Origin of the sequence: Ottowia sp., from assembly GCF_047975795.1 — a bacterium.
Lineage (GTDB): Bacteria > Pseudomonadota > Gammaproteobacteria > Burkholderiales > Burkholderiaceae_C > Ottowia.
Window position 1 is genome coordinate 1 of sequence record NZ_JBKEEE010000064.1, and the last position, 22,444, is coordinate 22,444.

Sequence of the window (22,444 nt, forward strand, 5' to 3'; positions counted from 1 at the left end):
CCTCGGCATCGTAGTCTCTTGCGCCGAACCTCGTCAATCGGGTATCGCTGTCGTACAAGCCACCCGCATACCCAAAGGGCTGGAAGCCGGGGTTGGTGTCCAGCGTGACATTACCCCACACGTCGTAGTCCATTTGCTGGGCCACTTCTCCTGTGTCGCTGTCAATGACCAATCTGACACTGCCCAACTGGTCGGTGATGATTCTGTACGTCTTGCCGTCCTTGAGCATGGCTTCGGGGACGTTGGGTTTGTCGCCGTAGTAGTAAGTAGCCTCCAGGGTGTTGTCTGCATTCAAACGGGCAATGGGCCTGAGCTGGCTTTGCCACACCAGTTGCCATTGCAGTTGGCCATTCACTGTTTTGCCGGTCCGGCAGTTGGCCGGGTCACTGACATATTACGTATACCAAAGTGCCGTCGATCGATCTTTCTGGGTATCGGCGGCGCTTCAGCGCAGACACTTGAGCGTCAGCCCACGCAGGCACGGGCTGCGATGATGCGGACATGAATACCCCGTCTGCCCGCGCCCTCAGCGGCGCTGCCTTTTTCACGCTGCTGTTCATCGCGCTGGTGATGGGGGCCAACCACGTGGCCGCGCGGGTGGCTTTCAATGACGGCGTCAGTGTGCCGACGGCGGTGGCGGTGCGCAGCCTGGTCACGGCCTTGGTGGTGGGGGCGCTGCTGCTGGCTCAGCGCGTGCCGCTGGCCCTCGACAGCCGCCAGCGCAAGGCGCTGCCCGCCATTGGGGTGCTGATTGCGGTGCAAAGTCTGTGCCTGTATTCGGCGGTGGCGCGGTTGCCGGTGGCGCTGGCGCTGCTGGTGTTCAACAGTTTTCCCCTCACCACCGCACTGTGGGCGCGGGTGCTGTACCAGCACCGGCCTGAGCGCAAGCTGCTGATCGCCATGCCGGTCATTCTGTTGGGGCTGGTGCTGGCGCTGGATGTGCTGGGTGCCGCATCGGGCCTGGGTGCAGCGGGTCAGTGGCAGCGCATTGGCGTGGGGGTGGCATTTGCGCTGGGGGCGTCGCTGACCTTCGGGCTGGCGCTGGTGTTGACGCAGCACGAGGCGGGCGGACTGGACGGGCGCGTGCGCACTTTTGGCAGCATGGCCATGGTGGGCTTGCTGGCGGGAACGGGGGCACTGGCCAGCGGGGGCTTCGCCTGGCCCGGCCACGCCGTGGGTTGGTGGGGGCTGGCGCTGCTGACTTTGCTGTATGGCACGGGCATCACCATCTTGTTCACGGTGCTGCCACGGCTGGGTGTGGTGGGCAATTCGGCCATCATGAATGTGGAGCCGATTTTTGCTTTGGTGCTGGCCTGGGTAGTGCTGGGCCAGGCCATTGCCCCGGTGCAGTTGCTGGGTGCGCTGCTGGTGGTGGGCGCGGTGATCTGGCTGGGCACGCGAAAAAAGTAGCGCACAGCGGCACCCATCTTCAAGGCGCTACGATGGGCGCTTGATCTTTCAAGCCCTGCCATGACCGACGATTCCTATCAACCTGACACACCGCTCCACGTTGAGCTGGACGACGCCACTGCCGCTACCCTGGGCACGCTGGAGGCCGTGCTGGACGCCGTGCGCGCACGCCACCCTGACACCCCACAGTGGGAGTTTTGCGAAGGGCTGATGACGGCCCTGTTGTGCACCCGCCGCCCCATTGGCGATGACGAATGGCTGCCCGTGCTGTTTGGCCGCGACGGCGCGCAGGTGTTTGCCAGCCCGGCCGAAAGCACACGCTTTTTCATGGGCTGGATGGAGCGCAAGGCGCAATTGAGCGCCGAGCTGCGAGCGCCAATCGATTCACTGGATGACGAGCGCGCCCTCAGCCCCGCCGTGCTGGACTGGCGCGGTCTGATGGCCAGCCTGACTGAGGCCGAGCGTGCTGAGATCGACAAGGCACAAAGCGCCCCGCCACCCGCGCTGGGCCAAGTCTGGGCGGCGGGCTTCATGACCGCCGTTGACATATGGGCCGACGACTGGGCTTATCCGCGCGATAAAGAAATTGCCGAGAACATGCGCGATGCGCTGGACTGCGTGGCCGATCTGCTGGACGACGACACCGGCCCGCCTGCGCTCAACCTGTACAACCCCGACGCGCCGCCCAGCGTCAGTCAGGCGCGCTTTGAAGCTTTTGGTGAAGCGCTGTGGGCGGTGTACGACCTGTACGACATTGCCACCGCGCTGGGGCCGCGTATCGCGCCCGTGCGCAAGGACGACAAGGTGGGCCGCAACGACCCGTGCCCGTGCGGCAGCGGCAAGAAATATAAAAAATGCTGCGCAGGGTAGGCCCGCCAAGATGGCCCGTGCAATCCCGAGCACAGGTAACGCTGACCCGGCTTGCTTGACGCTGCCCCCTGAACGAACAGGCTTGCTTACTGGTAACTGCGCGCGTCCTCGATCACCTTGCCGTCGTTGGGCAGGCTGCCGGGAGGCAGCAATTGCACGTCGCCGCGCAGCTTGGTCACGTCGCGCACGGCTTCGCTGATGCGCTGGGCCAGACCATCGGCGGCGGGTTGCGCGGTTTCAACGCGCAATTGCATCTGGTCGTTGGCCATTTCGCCGCTGATGACCAGGCGGGCATTGGCCACCTCGGGAAAACGCTTGACCACTTCAGCCACCTGGCCGGGGTGCACGAACATGCCGCGCACCTTGGTGGTCTGGTCAGCGCGGCCCAGCCAGCCTTTGATGCGGGTGTTGGTGCGCCCGGTGGGGCAGGTGCCGGGCAGCACGGCGGACAAGTCGCCCGTGCCAAAGCGGATCAGCGGGTAGTCGGGATTGAGCACCGTGACCACCACCTCGCCCACTTCGCCCTCGGCCACTGGGTCGCCGGTGCCAGGGCGCACGATTTCGACGATGACGTGCTCGTCCAGCACCAGCCCTTCGCGCGCCGGGGTTTCGTAGGCGATCAGGCCGACGTCGGCAGTGGCGTAGCTTTGGTAGACGGCCAAGCCGCGCTCGGCAAACCAGTCGCGCAGGCTGGGCGGAAAGGCTTCGCCGCCGACCAGGCCCTTGGTCAGGCTGCTGATGTCGCTGCCCGCCTCTTGCGCTTTCTCGACCAGGATGCGCAAAAAACTGGGCGTGCCGATGTAGCCTTGCGGGCGCAGCTCGGCCATGGCCTGCAATTGCTGCTCGGTCTGGCCGGTACCTGCCGGAAACACGGTGCAGCCCACCGCGTGCGCGCCACTTTCCATGATGAACGCACCGGGCGTCATGTGGTAGCTGAAGGCGTTGTGCGCCAGGTCACCAGGCCGAAAGCCCGCCGCGTACAGCGCGCGTGCGGCGCGCCAATAATCGCGCGCCACGCCTTCAGGCTCGTAAATGGGGCCGGGGCTGGCGTACAGGCGCGGCATGCCGGCGCCGTAGCGGATGGCGGCAAAGCCGCCAAAAGCGTCATGGCCTTGCGCAGAGCTGGCCGCACGGCTGGCCTGCTGGCGCACCAGCAGCTCGCTTTTGCGCAGCACCGGCAGGCGGGCCAGCGCATCGCGGCAGTTGATGGCCGCTGCGTGCACACCGGACAAAATGTCGCCCATGGCCGCACTGGCCGCCTGCGCGTGCGCCACCTGACGCGGCAAAGCCGCCATCAGCGCCGCCTCGCGCACCGCCGGGTCACGGGTTTCCAGGGTATCGAAGAAATCACTCATCACACAGTCTTCAAATACTATAGTTTTAGAAGCAAATAACGCAGATACATCAAGCGCTAGAAGCCATTTTGACTCACAAAACTCAGCCCGCTCGCAAGCACCCCTGGTGGCTGCGGAGCAGGCCGCATGAGCGAACGCCGTGGCCGGGGTCTCCCCGGCCAGTGGCGTTGTCCCCCTGGGGGAAGGCGCGCCAGCGACTCAGGGGGGATGTCAGGCCAGCCACCGCTTGCGCCGCTTGTAGCTTTTGACGTCCTTGAAGCTCTTGCGCTCGTCACCGCCCACGCCCAGGTAGAACTCTTTCACGTCCTCATTGCTGGCCAGATCGCTGGCCTTGCCATCCATGACGATGCGGCCGCTTTCCATGATGTAGCCGTAGTCGGCGTACTTCAGAGCCATGTTGGTGTTTTGCTCGGCCAGCAAGAAGGTGGTGCGCTCTTTGTGGTTCAGGTCTTTGACGATGTTGAACACCTCTTCCACGATTTGCGGTGCCAGCCCCATCGATGGCTCGTCCAGCAGCACCATGCTGGGATTGCACATCAGCGCGCGGCCAATGGCGCACATTTGCTGCTCGCCGCCCGAGGTGTAGGCCGCCTGGCTGGCGCGGCGCGTTTTCAGGCGCGGAAAGTAGGTGTAGACCTTGTCCAGGTTGCGCGCAATCTCGGCCTTGTCGGTGCGGGTGTAGGCCCCGGTGAGCAGGTTTTCTTCAATCGTCAGGTGGGCAAAGCAGTGGCGCCCCTCCATCACCTGCACCACACCGCGCTTGACCAGATCGGCCGGGCTTAAGTTTTCAATCCGCTCGCCCTTGTAGTCGATGCTGCCCTTGGTCACCTCGCCACGCTCGCCCTTGAGCAGGTTGGACACGGCTCGCAAGGTGGTGGTTTTTCCTGCGCCGTTGCCACCCAAAATGGCAACGATGCCCGCTTCAGGCACCGTGAGCGACACGCCCTTGAGCACCAGGATGACGTGGTTGTAAATCACCTCGATGCCGTTGACGGTGAGGATGGTTTTGGGGGATGCGTCGTTGCTCATCGAAAACAAGCCTCCAGGGGGCCGGTCAAACTCAGGGGGATGGCGGCAGCGCAAGCACAGTGCCTGCGCTGCCAGTGCTTCAACGCCTGATACTTTCGGCGTTGATCAACTGTTGCAATCGGCCGCAGCGCGCGCTTGCAGCTTCTTGTCGGCCAGGTACTTGGCGGCACCAGCCTTGATCATGGGCTTGAGGATGGCTTCGTCGGCCTGGTACCAGTCGTTGCCCACCACCCATTTGCCACCGTCCCAGGTCTGCACACGCGCCCAGGTGGATCCCATATGGTTGGCACAGGTGGTTTGCAGCGGACGCATCAGTCCAGTAAAGCCCAGCGCATCCAGGCGTTTTTGATCGAGGTTCAGGTTTTCCAGCCCCCAGCGCACCTGCTCGGGCGTCATCACCTTGCCTTTGCCAAAACGCTCTTGCGCGGTGCGCACGGCTTCCACGCCCAGCATCTGGATGATGACGCCGCGGGTGTACAGCACCTGACCGACTTCGTCCTTAGGCCCGCTGCCTTGGCCTTTTTCGTGCACGTGTTTGAGGATGTCCTGAATCACCTTGGACTGCGTGCCCGAGCCGTTGAGCGCCAGCGCGTGGTAGCCCTTGGCCCCTGCGCCCACGTCGCGCACGTCCGGCTCGGCACCGGCCCACCACACGCCGTACATCTTCTCGCGCGGAAAGCCCGTGGCCTGGGCCTCTTTCAACGCGGTGGAATTCATCACGCCCCAGCCCCACAGCAACACAAAATCAGGGCGCTGCTGGCGCACTTGCAGCCAGGTGGCTTTTTGCTCGACACCGGGTGCGGTCACGGGCAGCAGCGACAGATCAAACCCGTTCATCTTGGCGCGCTCTTGCAGCAGCGGAATCGGCTCTTTGCCGAAGGGGCTGTCGTGGTAGACCAGCGCGATTTTCTTGCCCTTGAGCTTGTCGGCACCGCCCAGCGATTTGGCGATGTGCTGAATCAGGATGTCTGCCCCCGTCCAGTAACTGCCCATGAACGGGAAGTTCCACTTGAAGGCCATGCCGTCTTGCGACACCGACAGGCCGTAGCCCAGCGTCATCAGCGCAATTTTGTCGTTGGGCGCTTTTTCGGTCAGCGCGAAGGTGATGCCGGTGGACTGTGGGTCGATGTAGGTCATGCCCGGTTTGCTCTTCAGGCGCTCGTAGCATTCCACGCCGCGATCGGTGGCGTAGCCGGTCTCGCATTCTTCAAACGTGACCTTCACGCCGTTGATGCCGCCATCGCGGGCGTTGATCATCTTCAGGTAATCCTGTTTGCCGTTGGCCCAGGGCGTGCCGTTGGGCGCGTACGGCCCCGTGCGATACGACAGCAGTGGAAAGAATTGCTCGGCCTGCGCGAATGCGCTGGTGGCGACCGAAGAAGCCGCGACCACGGCGGCGGCGATCAGGGTGCGGGATAGCTTCATGCGAGTCTCCTTTAATAGTTGAAGCAAGGGGAAAAACCAAATTTCAGACAACCCGGACGCCGCAGAGCAGGCGAATCCAGCGAACGCCGTGCCCGGACCTGCGCCGGGCACTGGCGTTGTCCCCCTCCCAAAGAGAGAGGGGGAAGGCGCGTGAGCGACTTAGGGGGTGTTTCATGTTCAATGCGGGAAGGGCCACAGGCGAAGTTTTTGCTTGCCCACCGCCCACAGCTTGGCCAGCCCGTGCGGCTCGACGATGAGAAACCACACGATCAGCGCGCCAAAAATCATCAGCTCGACGTGCGAAGCGGTGGCGGTGGAAAAGCTGACGCCGAACAGGCCGCCCAGCCAAGGCAAAAACTGGTTGAGAAAAATCGGCAACACCACGATGAAGCCCGCGCCAAACATGCTGCCCATTACCGACCCCAGCCCGCCGATGATGACCATGAACAGCAGCTTGAACGACAAATCGACGTTAAAGGCCCCTGGCTCCCATGCGCCCAAATAGACAAACGCCCACAACGCACCGGCCATACCCACGATGAAACTGCTGACCGCAAACGCGGTGAGTTTGGCGTACATCGGCCGGATACCGATCACGGCGGCGGCCACGTCCATGTCGCGGATGGCCATCCATTCGCGGCCAATGGCGCTGCGCGTCAGGTTTTTAACCAGCAGCGCCATCACCACCAGAAAGCCCAGGCACAGCAGGTATTTGGCCACTGGTGTATCAATAGGCAGACCAAACACCTGCAGGTGCGACACCGACACCGAGCCGGAAGCCGAATCGTTGGTCAGCCACCTGATGCGCAAAAACATCCAGTCTGAAAAGAACTGCGCCGCCAGCGTGGCCACCGCCAGATACAAGCCCTTCACGCGCAGACTGGGCAAGCCGAACAAGATGCCAAACAGCATGGCGCATACGCCGCCCAGCAAGATAGCGGGCACCAGCGGCATGTTCGGCACACGCACGAAAAAGTTGTAGGCCCCATACGCGCCCACCGCCATGAACGCGCCCGAACCCAGCGAAATCTGCCCGCAATAGCCCACCAGCACGTTCACGCCCAAGGCGGCCAGCGCCATGATCAAAAACGGGATCAGGATCGACAAAAACAGGTACTCGCTGGCCAGCATCGGCACAGCCAGAAAGGCCAACGCCACCAGAATCAGCACCCCCCAGCGGTCTTGCGCGATGGGAAAAATCTGCTGATCCGCGTGGTAGCTGGTTTTGAATTGACCGTTTTCTCTGTAGAACATGGTTTAAGTGTTTTGTTGGCTTCTGGTGCCTGTGTGAAAAGCGCAAGCAGCTATTGATTCGACAGTTATCGCCTTACACGCGATCAATGATCTTTTCGCCAAACAGCCCCTGCGGCCTGAACAGCAGAAACACCAGTGCCAGCACATAGGCGAACCAGATTTCGATACCGCCGCCGACAAACGGGCCTAAATACACCTCGGACAATTTTTCGCCCACGCCAATGATCAGCCCGCCGATGATGGCCCCCGGCACACTGGTCAGGCCACCCAAAATCACCACCGGCAACGCCCGCAACGCAATGGTGGTCAGCGAAAACTGCACGCCCAGCTTGCTGCCCCAGATCATCCCGGCCACCAGCGCCACCACGCCTGCCACCGTCCACACGATGACCCAGATGCGCGACAGCGGAATGCCAATCGACTGCGCCGCCTGGTGGTCGTCAGCCACCGCGCGCAGCGCACGACCGGTCTTGGTTTTCTGAAAAAAGACCGACAGCGCCGCCACCAGCGCGGCGGCAATCAGCGCTGCAATCACGTCTTCCTTGTTGACCAGAATGCCGCCCTCGAACATGCCTTCCAGCAAGAACATGGGGTCTTTGGGCATGCCGATGTCGATGCTGTAGATGTCGCTGCCAAACAGCGTCTGGCCCATGCCTTCCAGAAAGTAGGTAATGCCCAGCGTGGCCATCAGCAGCGTGGCCCCTTCCTGATTGACCAGGTGTCGCAGCACCAAAAACTCCACCAGCCAGGCCACCACAAACATCAGCGCCCCAGCGATGACAAAGGCCAGCAAGTTGGCGAGGATCTTGTTGTCCAGCCCCAGCCACCCAGGAATCCATTCCGAAAAGCGCGCCATTGCCAGCGCCGCAAACAGCACCATCGCGCCTTGCGCAAAGTTGAACACGCCCGATGCCTTGAAGATCAACACAAAACCCAGCGCCACCAGCGCGTACAACATGCCGGTCATCAGGCCGCCAAGCAAGGTTTCCAGAAAAAAGCCCATGATCCGTCTTTCAATCCATCAGTGGTTGGTGCCGAGGTAAGCGCTGATCACCTCTTCGTTGTTGCGCACTTCATTGGGCGTGCCATCGCCGATCTTCTTGCCGTAGTCCAGTACCACCACACGGTCGCTGATGTCCATCACCACGCCCATGTCGTGTTCGATCAGCACGATGGTGGTGCCGAACTCGTCGTTCACATCGAGGATGAAGCGGCTCATGTCCTGCTTTTCCTCGACGTTCATGCCGGCCATCGGCTCATCGAGCAGCAACACCTGCGGCTCCATGGCCAGCGCGCGACCCAGATCGACCCGCTTTTGCAGGCCGTAAGGCAACTGACCCACAGGGGTTTTGCGGTGCGCCTGAATTTCCAGAAAGTCGATGATTTTTTCCACCACCTCGCGGTGCGCAATCTCTTCGCGCTCGGCCGGGCCGATGCGCAGCGCTTGCAGCAACAGGTTGCTTTTGATCTTCAGGTTGCGCCCGGACATGATGTTGTCCAGCACGCTCATGCCTTTGAACAGCGCCAGATTCTGGAATGTGCGCGCCACACCCATTTCAGCCACCTGACGTGAATTCATGTGGCCAAAGGTTTTGCCGCGAAAGGTGATGGAGCCTTCGCTGGGCGTGTACACGCCGTTGATGCAGTTGAGCATCGACGATTTACCCGCGCCGTTGGGGCCGATGATGGATCGGATTTCGTGCTCGCGCACGTTGAAGCTGATGTCGGTCAGCGCGTTCACGCCGCCAAAGCGCAGGCTGATGTTTTGGATGTCGAGGATGACCTCGCCCACCTTCTTGGCGTGGGCTTGTGCCAGCGTGGGCGCATCGGCGGGTGTCGGCATCATGGCCTGGGGGGCGTTCATGCGGCGCTCCTGACGGCGGGATACACCTTGGTGTCCAGGATGCGCAGGTTGGCACTGACTTTGCCTGTGCGACCGTCTTCAAACTTGACGGCAGTTTCAATGAACTGCTCTGCACTGCCGTTGTACAGCGCCTCGATCAGCACGCCATATTTTTCAGCGATGAAGTTGCGTCGCACCTTGCGCGTGCGGGTCAGCTCGTCGTCATCCGGATCCAGCTCTTTGTGCAGCACCAAAAAGCGGGCGATCTGTGTGTCTTCCATGCCTTCTTCGGCGGCCAGATCGGCGTTCACTTTTTCGACACACTCTTTCATCATGGTCAGCACTTCGGGCTTGCCCGCCAAGTCCACATAACCGGCATACGGTAAGCCTTGCCGTTCAGCCCAGTTGCCCACGGCCTCGAAGTCGATGTTGATGAAGGCGCAGACCTGGGCTTTCTCGTGGCCAAAGCACACGGCCTCTTTGATTTGCGGGAAAAACTTCAGCTTGTTCTCGATGTAGTTGGGCGCAAACATGGCACCACCTGCCATCTTGCCGACATCCTTGGCGCGGTCGATGATGCGCAAGTGACCATCGTGGTCCAGCACACCCGCATCGCCGGTGTGAAAGTACCCCTCGGCGTCCATCACCTCGGCGGTGGCGTCGGGCCGTTTGTAGTATTCCTTGAGCACCGACACGCCCTTGACCAGCACCTCGCCATTGTCGGCAATCTTCAGCTCGATGCCTGGGGCCGCCTGGCCCACGCTGTTGAGCTTGACATGGCCGTTTTTCTGGATGCACACGTAGGCACAGGTCTCGGTCTGGCCGTACAACTGCTTCAAGTTGACGCCGATGGAGCGGAAAAACTTGAACAAATCCGGCCCGATGGCCGCGCCCGCGGTGTAGGCCACGCGAATACGCGACAGGCCCATGGCGTTTTTCAGCGGCCCGTACACCAGCACGTTGCCCAGGCCGTACATCAGCCGCTCGCCCAAAGGCACCGGTTTGCCATCCAGAATGTCGGCTCCCACGCGCTGCGCCACGGCCATGAACTTGTGGTGCATCCATTGTTTGGCACGGGCCGCGTCTTCCATGCGGATCGACACCGAAGTCAGCATGCCTTCAAACACCCGCGGCGGTGCAAAGTAGTAGGTGGGGCCAATTTCGCGCATGTCGATGCCCACGGTTTCAGCCGACTCGGGGCAGTTGATGGTGAAACCGGCCACCAGCCACTGAGCCATCGAAAACAGAAAGTCGCCCACCCAGGCGGGCGGCAGGTAAGACAGGATGTTGTCCCGCCCGGTCAGCCCATCGGTTTGCACCCCACCCTGGGCTGCGCCTAAAAAACTGGCGTGTGTCTGGCACACGCCCTTGGGCCGACCCGTGGTGCCGGAGGTGTACAGGATGACGGCCACGTCATCCGGCTGCACCTGGGCCATTGAATGGGTGACCGCACCGGGCTGCTGCTGCTCGTGCTGCTGGCCCAGCGCCATCAAATCCTGCACGCTCATCAAGCCCGGCTGCTGGTAGTTGCGCAGCCCGCGTGGGTCGTCATAGATGATGTATGTCAGCCCGCGCACCGTCTCGCGCAGCTCCAGCATTTTGTCGACCTGCTCCTGGTCTTCGGCGAACACGAAATGCACCTCGGCGTCTTCCAGCACAAAGGCCATTTCAGCGGCCACCGCATCCTGGTACATCGGCACCGGCACCCCGCGCATGGCCTGCACGGCCAGAAACATCATGTACAGATAAGGCCGGTTGTCGCCCACGATGGCCAGGTTTTGCTCCGGTGCAAAGCCCAGGCTGGCCAGGCCAGCGGCCATGTGGCGCACTTCCTGTTCGGCACGCTGCCAGCTCCAGGTCTGCCAGATGCCGTATTCCTTTTCGCGCAGCGCCGGGTCACCAGGGCGCTGGCTGGCGTGCTGTTGCAGCAAACGGGGGAAGGTGGTCGCCATGGGGGCGTGGTCTCCTGATAAGTCGTGCCCGCCCTGTGCAGGACGGGGCTTGAATGGCGTTGATCCTACCCCCGCAGTTTGACGCCATGTTGTCGTTTCAACGACAATTGAACCGCAATTTGCCTAGGTATTTCCCGTAGAGATTTCCACAGAGTTGCACTTCTTTTTCGCATGTCCGACCTCACCACACCCCTGCACCAGCGCCGCCGCCCGCTTGAGCCTGGCGAGCTGGCCCAGGTGCCCTGGCTGCCGCGGCTGACACCGGCCGAGCAAGAACGCACCGTGCCCGAGCTGCGCATTGGCGAAGCTTTGCCCGGCGAGGTGATTTGCCGCATCGGCCGCCCCGCCACCTACTGGTTTGGCCTGGTCGATGGCCTGCTGAAAATGAGCACCGACACCGCGCGCGGCCAAACCATCACCTACACCGGCGTATCGCCTGGCGGCTGGTTTGGCGAAGGCACCGCACTCAAGCGCGAGGCTTACCGCTACAACATCCAGGCGCTGCGGCGCAGCCGCGTGGCGGGCCTGCCGCTGGACACCTTCCACTGGCTGCTGGACCACTCCATCGGCTTCAACCGCTTTGTGATGAACCAGTTCAACGAACGGCTGGCGCAGTTCATCACCACCATCGAAGCCGACCGCACCCCCAACCCCGAGCAGCGCGTGGCCCGCAACCTGGCCGCGCTGGCCAATCCGGCGCTGTTTCCCGGCGTGGGCCAATTACTGCGCATCACCCAGCAAGAGCTGGCCTACCTGGTCGGCCTGTCGCGCCAGCGCGTGAACGAAGCGCTCAAAGCGCTGGCTGCGCGCGGGCTGATCCAGATCGAATACGGCGGCTTGCGCATCGTGGATTTGGCGGCGCTGCGCAACCAGTCGTTTTGAGCGTTACACCTCAGCCGCCACTGTCCGTGCACTATGCTTGATCGCCTGATGGCGCAAACACCTGCATCCGGCGGTGTTCAGCGCAGCCCAAGGAGATTCAAGACATGCGGCGTTTCGAGCTGATTGATGACAAATCCAGCAAGTTCTGGGAGGTTGAGCAGGCAGGCAGCGACCTGAACATCCGCTGGGGCCGCATCGGCACCGCAGGGCAAAGCCAGACCAAATCCTTTGCTGACGATGCCAAGGCCACCACCGCACTGAACAAGCTGACGGCCGAAAAAACCGGCAAGGGCTATAAAGAAACTGAGGTGGCCGAGGGTGCCCGCATTGGCAAGACCGAAGCCAAACCCAAAGCGCCGGAAGCTGCACCGCCCCCCCAATCTGCCACGACGCTTTCTGCGGCCCCATCCGCGCCCGCTGCCGAAAGCCTGGATACACAGTGCGACCGTGTGTTTGAGGCGGTGCGCGCACAAATCGCCGACGGCGCGCTCAAAGTGGGCGACAAGCTCTCGGCGGCGGCGCTCAAACGGCAACACGCCGTGAGCGATCAAGGCGCTGCCATGGCGTTCGAGCGGCTCAAATCCTACGGCCTGCTGCGCGGCTGGGGCACCACAGCGCAGGTGCACGAAAGCGCCCCGGCAAAAGCCAAAGCGCTGGGCGAAAAAAACCTCGCAACCGCTACAGCAATCACGTCAACCACGTCAGCAGCTGCCACGCCTGCGGCTGAAGGCGCGCCGCCCTGGCTGACGCAAAACCAACCTGTGCGCCTGACGCCCGAAATGCACGCCGAGGCTTATGCATCACGGCGCTTTGCGCAGCCGGTCAAGCTGACCAGCCCTGCTGCGGCATGGCTGCTGGTCAAACAGAAAGCACAATGGCTGATCGACGTCAACGCCACCGACGCAGCTTTGCGCCCGGCTGCACAGCGCGCGCTGGATCGCATGCAAACCGCCGAACCGCCGCCGGATGTGGAAGCGGATGCACTGCTGCTGGCAGCGGCTTTGAGCGCCAGAGGCTACTACTACGACGACTACGGCGAAAATGCCATCACCGAAGCGGTTGTGGGCTATTTGGTGGCCCGCTACGGCCTGCTTCAGGCTGTGGACATCTGGCTGGCAGCGCAGCGCATTCAAGCCGCGTCCACCTATGACCGCAAGAGCGACACACACCGCCACAGTTTTTCAACCCAAGTAAGCCGCGCCGTCAACAACGGCTGGCGCGGGCCGATGGGGCAAGGCGAAGCGGCCATGCGCCGCTACCTTGCTGCCGCCAGCCAGGCCGACTGGGCCGCTTGCGCCGACCGTATCGAAGCCGCGCTACCCCAACTGCATCCCGCACGCCAGCCCGTGATGGCTTTGCTGCTGCCTGACCGGCCTGCGCTGTCTAACGCGCTGGTGCTGCGGCTGTGCGCTGAAAAAGACACGCCCGAAGAGGTGCACTGGCTGCTATTGACCGCCACCGATCCCGCGGCCATGGCCCAGGCTGCCAAGGTGCGGCTGGGCTATTCAGAAGGGTTTTGGGGTTCCAGCCGAATGGTGTCCACGGCCCTGCTGGAGCGCGGCGTCGACGCCGTTGCCGTGCTCGAAAAAGGGGCCGCTGAAAAACAGGCGGGCGAAGCGCTGGCCGCCATCGGCACACCAGAAGCTGTCACCGCCTTGGCCAAGGTGGCCAGCACATCGAAAGACACACTGGCGCGTCTGACTTTGGCCGCCGACCGCCGACCGCCGACCGCTGGCCGCAGGCTGCGCTGGTGGCGCTGGCCAAACTGGTGGCTGCGGGTGGCAAGGATGCCAGCTTGCTCAAACCCAGCCTGACACGCCTGTTGAACGCCCATCAGGGGCTGATCGATGGCTTGCGACCCTGGATGGACGCCAGCGCGCAGGCCGCCATCGATCAGCAACTTGCCTTGCTGGCTGGCCCCACCGAAGTGGCCGACATGGCCGAGTTGCCCGATGTGCTGGCAGCCCCGCCCTGGCTGGCCAAAACAAAAAAGAAAGCCACAAGCGTGCTAGCGCTGGAAACCTTGGCGCTGGCACCCGTCGAGCAATGGGCACCCGGCGCGCGTGAAGCTGCGCTGAAGCTGAGTGCCTGGGAACAGTCGCGCCATGACAAGGCGCGCGCATCCTCAGACGCTCTGCTGGATTACCTGGAGTTTGACAAGCAACGCTACTGGTCTGGTGATGCTGACGAGGCCGAATTCAAACGCAAGTGGAACAACACCTTCGGTGCCGCCCGCGCCGAGGCTCATGCCGCCATCCAGCAAAGCGATGTCGCGGCCCTGGTCAAGGCATGGCAAAGCGTGCTGGCCCTGCGCCAAAGCGAGCGTTATTACTGCTCCCGCTTCAATGGCGATGCGGCGACCTTGTTGCCCGATCCCATGCGCGCGCCGTTCTGGAATGCGCTGGCCGGTGAGGCGCAAACGTCTTTCGAAAACACGGCTTTCGTCATGGCTTTGCTGGGTTTGCCCGCGCTGCCCGGCCTGTTGACCGTGGTGCAGGCCACGCCCAACGAACACCTTGCACTGGCCGCGAATTACGGCGCGGTGGAACTGGCCGCGCCCGCCGCACGCGCCTTTGCCAAACTCAAAACCTTGCACGCCGAAGGGCGCGCATGGCTTCTGAAATATCCTGAGCACGCGGCCTGCGGCCTGATCGCGCCCGCCCTGGGCAAACCGGGCGAAGCACGCGACTGCGCAGCCTCAGCGTTGCGGCTGTTGCAGACGCAGGGCCACGGTGATCTGCTGCTTGAAGTGGCCAGCCGCTACGGCGACCCCGCCGTGACCGATGCCCTGAGCGCCGTGCTGGACGAAAGCCCACTCGACCGTTTTCCCACCAAACGGGCCAAGCTGCCCGGTTGGTACCAGCCACGCGGTTGGCGACGGCCTGTCCTGCTGAACGGCAAGGGCTTGCCCGACGAAGCGCTGGAACATCTGGGCCAGATGCTGACCTTTCCCACGAGCGAAGAGGTCTACGGCGGCATTGCTGTGGTCAAAGAGGCCTGCCGCAGCGACTCGCTGGCCAACTTTGCCTGGGACGCCTTCAGCGCCTGGCTGGAAGCCGGAGGCGTGGGCAAAGAAAACTGGGCGCTGACGGCGCTGGGTCTGTTGGGCAATGACGAGACGGCGCGCAAGCTCACGCCCTTCATCCGTGCATGGCCGGGCGAGGCAACGCATGCGCGCGCCGTCGCCGGGCTGGACGTGCTGGCGGGCATGGGTTCTGACGTGGCGCTGATGCTGCTCAACGGCATTGCGCAAAAAATCAAGTTCAAGGGATTGCAGGACAAGGCGCGCGAGAAAATCAACACCATTGCCGAGGCACGCGGCCTGAGCACCGAGGAGCTGGAAGACCGCCTGGCCCCAGACCTTGGCCTGGACGAGCAAGGGTCGTTGCGACTGGACTTTGGCCCGCGCGCTTTCAAGGTGGGCTTTGACGAAACCCTCAAACCCTGCGTGCGCGAGTTGGGTGCCAACGATGCCCCCGGCGCGCGCCTGGCCGATCTGCCCAAGCCCAAAAAGACCGACGACGCGGCTTTGTCCAAAGCCGCCGTGGACCGTTTCAAGCTGCTTAAAAAAGACGCCCGCACCATCGCCAGCCAGCAACTGCTGCGGCTGGAAGTGGCCATGTGTGCCCGCCGCCGCTGGACGCCCGAGGTGTTTCGCACCTTTTTGGCCGAACACCCGCTGGTGCGGCACTTGGTGCAGCGCCTGATCTGGGGTGTGTACACCGTACCCGATGGCGGCAACTACGGCGGCGATCTGAAAGCATGTTTCCGCGTGGCCGAAGACGGCAGCTTCGCCACTGCCGACGACGACCCGTTCGACCTGCCTGCAGGCGAGGCGGTGCGCATCGACGTGCCGCACGCGCTGGAGCTGCCCGCCATCGATGCGGCGGCCTTTGGCCAGGTGTTTGCCGACTACGAGTTGTTGCAGCCCTTTGCGCAAATTGGCCGCGACACCTATACCTTGACCGAGACTGAAAAAGCCGCCGACACGCTGGTGCGCTGGAGCGGTGCCAAGGTGCCCACGGGCCGTGTGCTGGGCCTGGTCAACAAAGGCTGGCGGCGCGGTCAGGCACAGGATGGCGGCGGCATCTGGTACTTCATCAAACCGCTGGGTGCGGACAAGGTGATCGAGCTGGATCTGGAGCCGGGCATCATCGTCGGCTTGGTCAACGAATACCCTGAACAAACGCTGGGCGAAGTCAAGGTGGGCACGCCTGGCCATTGGGGTGACATCAAAGCCCCGGAGGCCTTCAGTGCGCTGGATGCCATCTCGGCCAGCGAGCTGATCCGCGACATGGAGGCCTTGCGGGCATGAGCACGACCACAATCGATCCTTCTTCAGCCATAGAGGCAGCCGCCATCGCCCTGCCGCCACTTCTGCCACCGTTCCTGCGCGCCGCACTGCCGCCCGGCGAGCCTAAAGCCAAGGCTTTGCCCAAGGCCAGCCAGTTGAGCGCCTTGCGCAAGCGCCTGCTGGAGCAGGCCGACGGCTACGGCCTGCAAGCCGAGTTGCCCGAACCCTTGAAGATCGAGCCGGAGGGCATGCGCCATTGGCTGGCGCAGCAACTGGAGCGCGTGGACACCCGCATGCTGGGCCTGCTGATACGCCGCGTGCGCCAGCACGCCTGGGACGAGCGCGACGAACCCGCAGGCACGCTGATCCACTGGCTGGCCTTGCAGCATGGCGTGCCGGTGGCTTTGCAAACCCTGATCGAAGCGGCGCGCTGGCGGATGGACGTCAAACGCCAGAGGCTGCACCAAGGCGCGCCGTCGGGCAAAGCCGATCTGGATTTCGCCATGGCCAGCCAGCCCATGGACTCGTTGTGGCAATGCCGCGGGCACTGGATGCAGGCCGCCCCCGCCGTGCGGGCCGACGGCGTGGCGCAGCTCCAAGCCTGTTGGGCGCAACTGCCCTTGTCCGAACGTGTGGAATTTGCCATCGCCCTGCCAGAGCTGCGCCCACTGGCCGTGGACATTCTGGATGCGGCCACGCCTGAACAGGCGGCCCGCTGGCTGAAGTGGTGGGCGACGGCACGCCGCTGATGGGCCACACCGCTTTGCTGGCATGGCTGGTACACAACCAGGGGGCTGATTTGTGCACCACCTTGGTGGCCTTGAGCGCTACGCAAAACAGCGAGTCCCTTGGCTGGGCGCTGGCCGCTTACGACGATGCGCCTGCGGCTGAGGCGCTGGTGCGCATGGCGGGTCGCTCCGCCCGCAGCGCCAAGGCGCTGCACTGGTTTTGCGAGCAGCGCCCTGCCACCGCCTTGCGCGCGCTGTCGCAGGTGCTGGCCGAAGGCAGCTTGCCCAAAGGCACTGCGACACGACTCACCCCCTTGCTCAAAACCACCAGCGCACTGGTGGGCGAGGGCCTGCCCGCGCTGATGCAAAACCTTGCGCCCGCCGCGCAGCGTCTGCTGGCACCCATGACGGAGGCGCTCGATTCAACGCGCGAGATGGCCCCACGCAGCCAGTGGCCTGCCGTGCTGGCCGCACCACCCTGGGCTGGCCGCACATCAAAGCCCACCACAGACACCGCGCTCGATCTGGCTGTGATGGAAGTGCCTGCGGCCGAAAACTGGGGCACCTGTCGGCGCGAAGACTATGTACTTGGCGCACATCCGAGATCAAAGACGCCCCTGGAAGCCTGCGCCGAACTCGCCCAGTATTTGCCGGGCTGGACGGCTGAGCGCATTCTGCGGCTGCAAACAGTGCCCGCGCACATCGACGGCTTCATTGCTGACTGGCAGGCTGCGCATGGGCACGCCAAATACAACGGACGCGGCGGCCCCATTTCTGCGGCCACACACTTTGCCCGCTATTTGCCGCCCACCGTAGCGCTGGCTTTCTGGAACCAGGTGTCCAGCCTTTTCTCTATACCGCCGCGTTTCAACGAAATGATGGCGCGCTTTGGTGTAGCGGCGGCACCAGGGCTGCTGAACGTGATCCACAACGAAGCCATTTCGTCGCCGCCCATCACGTGGGACAACCAGCCCGCGTTCTTTTTCGCCCAGTTCATGGGCACCACCGCCGTCGCACCGATCATGGCGCAGGCCATGGCCCGCCGCCCCACGCGCCGGGCCATGGCGCGCGGCTGGCTGCGGCGCTTTCCTGACCATGCCGCAGCCGGGCTGCTGCCCGCCGCACTGGGCCAGGCAGATGCCGCCCGCCAGGAGGCCCGCGCGGCGCTGCGGGCGCTGGCGGCCATGGACGGTGCCCAGGCCATACGTCGCGCCGCGCAGCGCTACGACAACCGCACCGTGCAGGCCGCCGCCGAAGCGCTGCTGGCCGAAGACCCGCTGCACGACTACCCCGCACGCATCACCGCCCGCAGCAAGCTGCCCGTTTTCTGGCAACCGGCGGGCTGGCGGCACCCCCGCTTGCGCGAAAGCGGTTTGGCATTGCCCGACGAAGCCCTGCACCCGCTGGGCCTGATGCTGAGCTTTACCGCCGACATGCCACAACGCTACGCAGGCATCGACGCGGTACTGGCTGCCTGCGAGCCGCAGAGCGTGGCCGACTTCGCCTGGGATGCATGCCAGGCATGGGAAGCTGCCGGTTGCAGCGCCCCAAGCCATTGGGCGCTGCGTGCGCTGGGCGCGGTAGGCACCGACGACACGGCGCGCCAGTTGGGCGCGTTGGCGCGTCGCTGGGGTGCGCCGGGTTCAGGTGCCAGCACCAAACGCATCGGCTGGGTGCTGGAGGCACTGGCCCTTTTGGGCACCGACACGGCCTTGCTGCAACTGGACGCCCTGGCCCGCAAAGGCCGCGCGCTGGCCGTGCGCGAGCAGGCCGCGCAGCGCTTGAGCGAAGCGGCCGAAGTGCGCGGCTTGACGCCCGAGCAACTGCAAGACCGCGTGGTGCCCGATCTGGGCCTGGACGCGCGCGGCCACCTGATGCTGGACTTTGGCCCGCGCCAGTTCGTGGTGGGTTTTGACGAAGCCCTGGTGCCGCACGTGCGTGAATGGGCGGGCGACCGCCCCGGCCCGCGTTTGAGCAGCGCACCGCGCCCGCGCGCCAGCGACGACGCGGCGCTGGCGGCGCAGGCCGTGGCGCGCTACAAGGCGCTGAAGCAGGACGCTGCCACCACCGCCAGCCAGCAGCCTGCGCGGCTGGAGCGCGCCATGTGCGATGGCCGTCGCTGGACGCCTGCTGAATTCAGACAGTTTCTGGCCGAACACCCGTTGATGCGCCACCTGGCCCAGCGGCTGGTGTGGGGCGTGCAGCCGCCAGCATCTGCCAACGCAGCGCCTGCCAACGGCGCACTATTCGACCCGCCACGCGCCTTGCACTCGACGTTCCGCGTCACCGCCGAAGGCGAATGGGTGGATGCCGATGACGAGGCCTGGGCCGCACCGGCGGGCTGGGACGAGACTGCGGACAGCGCGTGGACTGTCGTGCTGCCGCACCCCTTGCAGCTCGATGCCGAACAAATCGCCGCCTTCTCGCAACAACTGGCCGACTACGAATTGATTCAACCGTTTGAACAGTTGCAGCGCAGCGTCTACCGGCTGCCCGAAGCTGAAGCCGCGCAGCACGCACTCACCCGCTGGGTGGGCCAGCACGCCTGGCCCGGCCCGCTGTGGGGCCTGCAAGCGCGCGGCTGGGAACGTGGTCACGGCGACGACGGCATCTACAACCATGCAGTGCGCCGCTTGCCCGAGGGCGGCACGCTGACGCTGCTTTTTCAGCCGGGGCTGGACCGCAGCGACCCCAACGACCGCGGCGCACCGCAAACCCTGGGTGAGCTGCAATACGGCGCGCCGCTGTCGGGCCTGTCGCCCATCGCCTTCAGCGAAGCCGTGCGCGACATGGTGTCCATCGCGCGGTAAATACGGTAAATGCGGTAAATATTCAAAACCTGATCACAACGCCTGTCTGCAACCCCTCATGGCCTCCTCCAAAAAAGCATTGGCAACCACCGCGGCAGCGCCCACGCTGCAACGCCCCCCGGCTGAAATCCAGCACGCCGAACAACTGGTGCAACTCAAGGCGCAAGACAGCGCCAACCCACGGCCACCGGGCTGGCAATTGAGCCTGACGGCCGCGCGCAGCTTCATTCTGGGCGATGCGACGCTGGGCATTGCGCCCAAGATCGTCGCGCCCGTGGCCAGCATCGAGCGCATGCTGGTCACGCTGGCCACAGGTCGCGGGCTGATGCTGGTGGGCGAGCCGGGCACGGCCAAATCCATGCTGTCGGAATTGCTGGCGGCAGCCATCAGCGGCAGCTCCACGCTCACCATCCAGGGCGGCGCGTCGATCACCGAAGACCAGATCAAGTACGGCTGGAACTACGCGCTACTCATCAACGAAGGCCCCAGCCCGCGCGCGCTGGTGCCCGCGCCGCTGTACCAGGGCATGCAGGCCGGGCAGGTGGTGCGCTTTGAAGAAATCACCCGCGCCCCGCTGGAGGTGCAGGACTGCCTGCTGGGCATGCTGTCCGACCGCGTGATGGCCGTGCCCGAACTCGCAGGCCAGCACGCCATGCTGTACGCGCGCGAGGGCTTCAACATCATTGCCACGGCCAACACGCGCGACCGCGGCGTCAACGAGATGAGCGCCGCGCTCAAGCGCCGGTTCGACTTTGAAACCGTGTTTCCCATCCTCGACTTCGACCGCGAACTGGCGCTGGTGCAGGAATCCAGCGCGCGCCTGCTGGCGCAAAGCGGCATCCCCAAAACCGTCCCCGCGAACGTGCTGGAGTTGCTGGTCACCACCTTCCGCGACTTGCGCGGTGCGGCGTAAGGCCAAGGCCCATCGGCGGGCAGCGACGCCGCCATGGATCGCCTCACGGCGGTCATGTCCACCGCCGAGGCGGTCAACGTGGCCCACGCCGTGGGTGTGCGCGCCTGGTTTTTGGAGCAGCGCGACGGCTCGCCGCAAGACCTGGTCGATTGCATTGCAGGCACCGTCGTCAAAGACCATGCCGATGATCGCGCCAAGCTGCGCCGTTATTTTGAGCAAAAAGCCGCCAAGCGTCAGGGCGCGCACTGGCGCGCGTATTACGAGGCGCGGCACCGGCTGCCGTGAGGATGTGCTAACCTTTCGACGCATTCTTTTATACTCATAGGAATATCCATGCACCTCATTTCTGCCCGAGTGCTGTTTCTATTTTTTACCCTTTTATCTACAGGTTGCGCCGCCATGACTGATGCTCCGAAAGTAGGCTCTGATTCGTTTCAATCTCAGCGATCTTCAACTGAAGCTAAGACTCAGATCTTGCAGTGGGTAGCAATTGGCACGGCTATTAATGAAGCTGTTAGCACACTTAAATCTAAAGGTTTTGCTTGTAATCCGGCGATGCCTATAACGTCGGATGTCCGGCGCTCCATTGTCTGTACCTACTCGACGCCATCCTCCTCCCAGCCAACGAATCGGCAATTCGTGCCGCCGGAAGTGCCTATACACTGGTTTGTGACACTCAATTCTTTTGACGAAGCGACTGTGTCAGAGATTCAGGTGGCAAGGACACCTGTCGAATTGGAGCGCCGAAATGGTGGACGATGAAGCCAAAATCATCATAGGCACCAGTCCAGTCGCCGCAGATAGGCGGCATGCCTATTTGCTGTTCGAACGATCTGATGGAAGTCAACTTGTTGTTCGAGCAGGGCCAGATGCGCGCACGGAAGGCAGCCAGATCGGCAACCTCGCAGAGAGCACGCTACTCGGCTCGAAGAATTTTGGCGATATTCGTGTCGATATTGCTCCTTATCATGCACCTTACGATGCGGTCTATCAGCAACAAACAGATGGAACGGTTCGCCCTATTCCTGTCGGAATGGAGCAGTATGACGACCCGACGTTGTTGAGAGACGAAAAGGGCGCTCCCACGAGAGGTCGGATGATGGCTCCCGACTGGCCGCAATCAGGAGAAACACATGAACGGCGGGTGGTGTGGAGCGGAACTGATGCCGAGTTGGATGATAAGTTGAAGTCGGTGATGATGGTCGGCCAGCAGATCAACGATGCCAAGCTTGAATACTCACCACTGAACAACAACAGCAATGGTGTGGCTAGCGCGTTGCTGGAGGTTGCCCATATAGCGCCTGTGCTGCCCTTGGATAAGGATGGGAAGCCAGTTAATGCCCCTAATTTTGGTGGAAATCTATATCAAAACATTGGGATAATGTCTATGCGGAGTGGCTATTCCTTTGATGGCAAGCAATGGAAGGATAGCGATGGTCGGGCGATAAAACCGCCGCATGCTGGTCAACCTGTTGAACTTATTAATATTAATGAAAAAGACAATGCTCGCACAGGCGGTTTTAATGAAAAAGGCGATATTCATATAGACGATTCCTCTGCTAGGGAAGGTCTGCACAACCCCCGCTGCAGGGCGAGGTGACGCGTGAATGTTCACATGGCGAAACGAGCGTTGAATTTCTCATCGTTTTGCGCTGTTTTTGGTTCGCTTGACCCTGATT

17 protein-coding genes and 1 pseudogene are annotated in these 22,444 nt (G+C 63.1%); 10 read left to right on the forward strand and 8 right to left on the reverse strand.

All coding sequences use genetic code 11. The features are described 5' to 3' along the window. Positions 1 to 355 (reverse strand): hypothetical protein (locus ACK5NW_RS10130; protein ID WP_416927643.1); only part of this gene is annotated, 355 nt, incomplete at its 3' end. A 146-nt stretch (positions 356 to 501) separates the two neighbouring features. Here ACK5NW_RS10130 and ACK5NW_RS10135 point away from each other — a divergent pair. Next, positions 502 to 1,410, forward strand: coding sequence for an EamA family transporter (locus ACK5NW_RS10135; protein WP_416927645.1), 909 nt, complete (start codon positions 502 to 504; stop codon positions 1,408 to 1,410). A gap of 60 nt (positions 1,411 to 1,470) precedes the next feature. Further along, a complete protein-coding gene (locus tag ACK5NW_RS10140) occupies positions 1,471 to 2,280 on the forward strand; it encodes a UPF0149 family protein (RefSeq protein WP_416927647.1) in 810 nt (269 codons plus the stop codon). Between the two features lie 86 nt (positions 2,281 to 2,366). On the opposite strand, the gene ACK5NW_RS10145 is transcribed toward ACK5NW_RS10140, so the two are convergent. The 7 genes from ACK5NW_RS10145 to ACK5NW_RS10175 all read right to left on the reverse strand — a co-directional run bounded on the left by ACK5NW_RS10145 (position 2,367) and on the right by ACK5NW_RS10175 (position 11,138). Continuing rightward, complete coding sequence (locus ACK5NW_RS10145; protein WP_416927649.1) at positions 2,367 to 3,635, reverse strand: phenylacetate--CoA ligase family protein; 1,269 nt, start codon at positions 3,633 to 3,635, stop codon at positions 2,367 to 2,369. A gap of 210 nt (positions 3,636 to 3,845) precedes the next feature. Further along, positions 3,846 to 4,664 (reverse strand): ABC transporter ATP-binding protein, encoded by an 819-nt coding sequence (locus ACK5NW_RS10150; RefSeq protein ID WP_416927651.1) that lies wholly within the window; start codon positions 4,662 to 4,664, stop codon positions 3,846 to 3,848. Between the two features lie 105 nt (positions 4,665 to 4,769). Further along, positions 4,770 to 6,089 carry an ABC transporter substrate-binding protein gene (locus tag ACK5NW_RS10155; protein ID WP_416927653.1) on the reverse strand — a complete coding sequence of 440 codons (1,320 nt, stop codon included), beginning with the start codon at positions 6,087 to 6,089 and terminating at the stop codon, positions 4,770 to 4,772. Positions 6,090 to 6,266: 177 nt separating this feature from the next. Next, positions 6,267 to 7,343, reverse strand: a complete 1,077-nt coding sequence (locus tag ACK5NW_RS10160; RefSeq protein WP_416927655.1) for a branched-chain amino acid ABC transporter permease — start codon at positions 7,341 to 7,343, stop codon at positions 6,267 to 6,269. Positions 7,344 to 7,416: 73 nt separating this feature from the next. Continuing rightward, a complete protein-coding gene (locus ACK5NW_RS10165; protein ID WP_416927657.1) occupies positions 7,417 to 8,346 on the reverse strand; it encodes a branched-chain amino acid ABC transporter permease in 930 nt (309 codons plus the stop codon). Between the two features lie 18 nt (positions 8,347 to 8,364). Further along, the gene (locus ACK5NW_RS10170) at positions 8,365 to 9,186 is read right to left on the reverse strand and encodes an ABC transporter ATP-binding protein (RefSeq protein ID WP_416927675.1); all 822 of its coding nucleotides are present in this window, start codon (positions 9,184 to 9,186) and stop codon (positions 8,365 to 8,367) included. A gap of 17 nt (positions 9,187 to 9,203) precedes the next feature. Further along, positions 9,204 to 11,138, reverse strand: coding sequence for an AMP-dependent synthetase/ligase (locus ACK5NW_RS10175; RefSeq protein ID WP_416927659.1), 1,935 nt, complete (start codon positions 11,136 to 11,138; stop codon positions 9,204 to 9,206). Positions 11,139 to 11,309: 171 nt separating this feature from the next. Here ACK5NW_RS10175 and ACK5NW_RS10180 point away from each other — a divergent pair, with 171 nt between their 5' ends. From ACK5NW_RS10180 to ACK5NW_RS10215, 8 genes and pseudogenes are all read left to right on the forward strand, one after another. After that, entirely contained in the window at positions 11,310 to 12,020 is a 711-nt protein-coding gene (locus ACK5NW_RS10180; protein WP_416927661.1) for a Crp/Fnr family transcriptional regulator, read from the forward strand. 104 nt (positions 12,021 to 12,124) lie between these two features. Further along, the gene (locus tag ACK5NW_RS10185) at positions 12,125 to 13,834 is read left to right on the forward strand and encodes a WGR domain-containing protein (RefSeq protein WP_416927663.1); all 1,710 of its coding nucleotides are present in this window, start codon (positions 12,125 to 12,127) and stop codon (positions 13,832 to 13,834) included. Then, positions 13,771 to 16,335, forward strand: a complete 2,565-nt coding sequence (locus ACK5NW_RS10190) for a DUF4132 domain-containing protein (protein WP_416927665.1) — start codon at positions 13,771 to 13,773, stop codon at positions 16,333 to 16,335. The genes ACK5NW_RS10185 and ACK5NW_RS10190 overlap by 64 nt, the downstream gene beginning before the upstream one ends. Next, positions 16,332 to 17,063 (forward strand): hypothetical protein, encoded by a 732-nt coding sequence (locus ACK5NW_RS10195; protein WP_416927667.1) that lies wholly within the window; start codon positions 16,332 to 16,334, stop codon positions 17,061 to 17,063. Before ACK5NW_RS10190 ends, ACK5NW_RS10195 begins: the two co-directional genes overlap by 4 nt. Next, positions 17,063 to 19,852 carry a DUF4132 domain-containing protein gene (locus ACK5NW_RS10200; RefSeq protein ID WP_416927669.1) on the forward strand — a complete coding sequence of 930 codons (2,790 nt, stop codon included), beginning with the start codon at positions 17,063 to 17,065 and terminating at the stop codon, positions 19,850 to 19,852. The genes ACK5NW_RS10195 and ACK5NW_RS10200 overlap by 1 nt, the downstream gene beginning before the upstream one ends. Positions 19,853 to 19,910: 58 nt before the next feature. Beyond that, positions 19,911 to 21,050 (forward strand): annotated as a pseudogene (locus tag ACK5NW_RS10205) (ATP-binding protein). A gap of 48 nt (positions 21,051 to 21,098) precedes the next feature. Beyond that, the gene (locus ACK5NW_RS10210) at positions 21,099 to 21,527 is read left to right on the forward strand and encodes a hypothetical protein (RefSeq protein WP_416927671.1); all 429 of its coding nucleotides are present in this window, start codon (positions 21,099 to 21,101) and stop codon (positions 21,525 to 21,527) included. Continuing rightward, entirely contained in the window at positions 21,514 to 22,365 is an 852-nt protein-coding gene (locus ACK5NW_RS10215; RefSeq protein ID WP_416927673.1) for a hypothetical protein, read from the forward strand. Before ACK5NW_RS10210 ends, ACK5NW_RS10215 begins: the two co-directional genes overlap by 14 nt. Positions 22,366 to 22,444: the final 79 nt, after the last annotated feature.

Excerpts from the sequence above, each read along its gene's own strand:
- ACK5NW_RS10210 (WP_416927671.1), top strand. The coding sequence starts at position 21,099 with ATGCACCTCATTTCTGCCCGAGTGCTGTTTCTATTTTTTACCCTTTTA.
- ACK5NW_RS10170 (WP_416927675.1), bottom strand. The coding sequence starts at position 9,186 with ATGCCGACACCCGCCGATGCGCCCACGCTGGCACAAGCCCACGCCAAG.
- ACK5NW_RS10155 (WP_416927653.1), bottom strand. The coding sequence starts at position 6,089 with ATGAAGCTATCCCGCACCCTGATCGCCGCCGCCGTGGTCGCGGCTTCT.
- ACK5NW_RS10160 (WP_416927655.1), bottom strand. The coding sequence starts at position 7,343 with ATGTTCTACAGAGAAAACGGTCAATTCAAAACCAGCTACCACGCGGAT.
- ACK5NW_RS10180 (WP_416927661.1), top strand. The coding sequence starts at position 11,310 with ATGTCCGACCTCACCACACCCCTGCACCAGCGCCGCCGCCCGCTTGAG.
- ACK5NW_RS10140 (WP_416927647.1), top strand. The coding sequence starts at position 1,471 with ATGACCGACGATTCCTATCAACCTGACACACCGCTCCACGTTGAGCTG.
- ACK5NW_RS10135 (WP_416927645.1), top strand. The coding sequence starts at position 502 with ATGAATACCCCGTCTGCCCGCGCCCTCAGCGGCGCTGCCTTTTTCACG.
- ACK5NW_RS10200 (WP_416927669.1), top strand. The coding sequence starts at position 17,063 with ATGGGCCACACCGCTTTGCTGGCATGGCTGGTACACAACCAGGGGGCT.
- ACK5NW_RS10175 (WP_416927659.1), bottom strand. The coding sequence starts at position 11,138 with ATGGCGACCACCTTCCCCCGTTTGCTGCAACAGCACGCCAGCCAGCGC.
- ACK5NW_RS10150 (WP_416927651.1), bottom strand. The coding sequence starts at position 4,664 with ATGAGCAACGACGCATCCCCCAAAACCATCCTCACCGTCAACGGCATC.
- ACK5NW_RS10145 (WP_416927649.1), bottom strand. The coding sequence starts at position 3,635 with ATGAGTGATTTCTTCGATACCCTGGAAACCCGTGACCCGGCGGTGCGC.
- ACK5NW_RS10215 (WP_416927673.1), top strand. The coding sequence starts at position 21,514 with ATGGTGGACGATGAAGCCAAAATCATCATAGGCACCAGTCCAGTCGCC.
- ACK5NW_RS10165 (WP_416927657.1), bottom strand. The coding sequence starts at position 8,346 with ATGGGCTTTTTTCTGGAAACCTTGCTTGGCGGCCTGATGACCGGCATG.
- ACK5NW_RS10195 (WP_416927667.1), top strand. The coding sequence starts at position 16,332 with ATGAGCACGACCACAATCGATCCTTCTTCAGCCATAGAGGCAGCCGCC.
- ACK5NW_RS10185 (WP_416927663.1), top strand. The coding sequence starts at position 12,125 with ATGCGGCGTTTCGAGCTGATTGATGACAAATCCAGCAAGTTCTGGGAG.